Origin of the sequence: Acidovorax sp. HMWF029, from assembly GCF_003060895.1 — a bacterium.
GTDB lineage: Bacteria > Pseudomonadota > Gammaproteobacteria > Burkholderiales > Burkholderiaceae_C > Acidovorax.
In genome coordinates, this window is the sequence record NZ_QAIH01000237.1 from 12,809 (window position 1) to 15,367 (window position 2,559).

4 protein-coding genes and 1 pseudogene are annotated in these 2,559 nt (G+C 64.6%); all 5 read left to right on the plus strand.

The window, feature by feature from the left end:
* A partial coding sequence (locus DBR12_RS17495; protein WP_233244747.1) for an aminotransferase class I/II-fold pyridoxal phosphate-dependent enzyme occupies positions 1 to 756 on the plus strand: 756 nt, incomplete at its 5' end.
* Between the two features lie 6 nt (positions 757 to 762).
* Entirely contained in the window at positions 763 to 1,182 is a 420-nt protein-coding gene (gene ybgC, locus DBR12_RS17500) for a tol-pal system-associated acyl-CoA thioesterase (protein WP_108618435.1), read from the plus strand.
* The gene (tolQ, locus tag DBR12_RS17505; protein WP_108618436.1) at positions 1,179 to 1,892 is read left to right on the plus strand and encodes a protein TolQ; all 714 of its coding nucleotides are present in this window, start codon (positions 1,179 to 1,181) and stop codon (positions 1,890 to 1,892) included. The genes ybgC and tolQ overlap by 4 nt, the downstream gene beginning before the upstream one ends.
* A 15-nt stretch (positions 1,893 to 1,907) precedes the next feature.
* Positions 1,908 to 2,336, plus strand: a complete 429-nt coding sequence (locus DBR12_RS17510) for an ExbD/TolR family protein (RefSeq protein WP_108618437.1) — start codon at positions 1,908 to 1,910, stop codon at positions 2,334 to 2,336.
* 30 nt (positions 2,337 to 2,366) lie between these two features.
* Positions 2,367 to 2,559, plus strand: a pseudogene (locus tag DBR12_RS17515) (cell envelope integrity protein TolA); the annotation flags it as partial.

Genomic DNA, 2,559 nt, shown 5'->3' on the forward strand with positions numbered 1-2,559 from the left:
CTGCTGCCCACCACGGCGGCCGAGCGTTACCAGCTGAGTGCCGACAAGGTGCGCGCCGCCTGGGGCGCGAAGACGCGGGGCGTGTTGCTGGCATCGCCATCCAACCCCACGGGTACTTCAATTGCGCCCGATGAGCTGCGCCGCATCCACGACGTGGTGCGGTCGCACGACGGCATCACGATGATCGACGAGATCTACCTGGGCCTGTCGTACGAGGAAGAGTTTGGCCACACTGCCTTGGCGATTGACGACAGCATCATCAGCATCAACAGCTTCAGCAAGTACTTCAACATGACGGGCTGGCGCCTGGGCTGGATGGTGGTGCCCGACGCGATGGTGCCCGTGGTCGAGCGCCTGGCGCAGAACCTGTTCATCTGCGCCAGTACCGTGTCGCAGCACGCGGCGCTGGCCTGCTTTGAGGCCGAGAGCATTGCCGAGTACGAACGCCGCCGCGCCGAGTTCAAGGCACGGCGCGACTTTTTCATCCCTGCACTGCAGTCCCTGGGCCTGAATGTGCCAGTGATGCCCGACGGCGCCTTTTATGCCTGGGCCGACTGCACACAGGCGGCGCAGCAGCTCGGCGTGAACGGCAGCTGGGATTTTGCGTTTGAGCTGATGCGCCGCGCCCACATCGCCGTCACACCGGGGCGCGACTTTGGCGCGGCCGAGCCCGAGCGCTTCATCCGCTTCTCCACCGCCAACTCCATGGCGCAGCTGCAGGAATCGGTGTCCCGACTGCGCACCGTGCTGGGGTAGCGCACGATGGCGTTCGAGTTTCCCGTCCGGGTGTATTGGGAAGACACCGATGCGGGCGGCATCGTGTTCTATGCCAACTACCTCAAGTTTTTTGAGCGTGCGCGCACTGAATGGCTGCGCTCGCTGGGTGTGGGCCAGCAGCGATTGCGGGAACAAACCGGTGGCATGTTTGTCGTAACCGATGCCCAGCTTCGCTACCACCGGCCCGCACGACTGGACGATGAACTGATTGTTACCGCAGCCCTCCAGGCCCCAGGCCGGGCATCGTTGACAATAGTGCAGCAGGCGCTCCTGAAACCAGAGCAAATGACCGAACAAGCCCCATTGTTGCTGACCGAAGGCACCATCCGCATCGGATGGGTCGATGCCGCCACCCTGCGCCCCGCCAGAATTCCGAGCTCCCTCCTGGAACAACTCACACCATGAACTCCCAAAACATGTCCATCATCTCTCTGGTCCTGCAAGCCAGCTGGGTGGTGCAACTCGTCATGCTGCTGCTGCTGACCGTGTCGGTCGCCAGCTGGGCCGCCATCTTCCGCAAGCTGTTTGCACTCAAGCGAGTGAAGGCGCTCAACGAGGAGTTCGAGCGCGAGTTCTGGTCCGGCACCAGCCTCAATGACCTGTATGCCGCCGCTGCGCAAAACGCCAAGCAGGCCGGCCCCATGGAGCGCATCTTTGCCAGCGGCATGCGCGAATACCAGAAGCTGCGCGAGCGCCGCATCACCGACCCCGGCACCTTGCTCGACGGCGCACGCCGCGCGATGCGCGCGAGCTTTCAGCGCGAGATGGATGTCGTGGAATCCAGCCTCTCCTTCCTGGCATCGGTGGGCTCTGTGTCGCCCTACGTAGGCCTGTTCGGTACGGTGTGGGGCATCATGCACGCCTTCACCGGCTTTGCGGGTATGGAGCAGGTCACGCTGGCCACCGTGGCACCCGGCATTGCCGAAGCGCTGGTGGCCACCGCCATCGGCCTGTTTGCCGCCATCCCCGCTGTGATCGCCTACAACCGCTTCGCGCGCGACATCGACCGCGTGGCCACACACCAGGAGACCTTCATCGAAGAGTTCTCCAACATCCTGCAGCGCAACCTGGGCGCACAGCCCGCTTCCTCAGGCCACACGGCCTCGGGCCACTGATCCGAGAGGCGCACCATGCCCGCCATGGCATCCCGCGGCCGAGGCCGCCGCACCATCAACGAGATCAACATGGTCCCGTTCATCGACGTCATGCTGGTGCTGCTCATCATCTTCATGGTGACGGCCCCCATGCTCACGCCGGGCGTGGTCGATGTGCCCAGCGTCGGCAAAGGCAAGAACATGCCGAAGGTCGTTGCGCAGGTCATCGTGAACAAGGACGGCACGCTGCAGTTCAAGACACCCGAAGCCACCCGCAGCCTGAACCAGCGCGAGATTGGCGAAGCCGCGAGCCGCTGGCAGAAGGCACAGGGCGCAGACAGCGCCAGCGCGGTAGTCATCAGCGCCGACAAGGGCGTGCAATACGAAACCGTGGTGAAGGCCATGGATGCCTTGCAAAAGGCGGGCGTGCAGCGCGTGGGCCTCTCCGTCAAACAAGGCGGTTGAACCTCGTCCCCGCGCGCCGCTCTCACGCCCATGCAAGCCCATACCGACCGCGACCAGTTTGCCCCCCCCCGCCCTCCGGCGCGCCTGCGCGCCATCACGCTGGCGGTGCTGGTGCATGCGGTGCTGATTGGCGCACTCACCTGGGGTGTGAACTGGAAAAACACGGCCGACCAGCCCGCCGTAGAGGCCGAGCTGTGGGCCGCCGTGCCCACACAGGCAGCAC

Coding starts and splice junctions, on each gene's coding strand:
- tolQ (WP_108618436.1), top strand. CDS start 1,179: ATGAACTCCCAAAACATGTCCATCATCTCTCTGGTCCTGCAAGCCAGC.
- DBR12_RS17510 (WP_108618437.1), top strand. CDS start 1,908: ATGCCCGCCATGGCATCCCGCGGCCGAGGCCGCCGCACCATCAACGAG.
- ybgC (WP_108618435.1), top strand. CDS start 763: ATGGCGTTCGAGTTTCCCGTCCGGGTGTATTGGGAAGACACCGATGCG.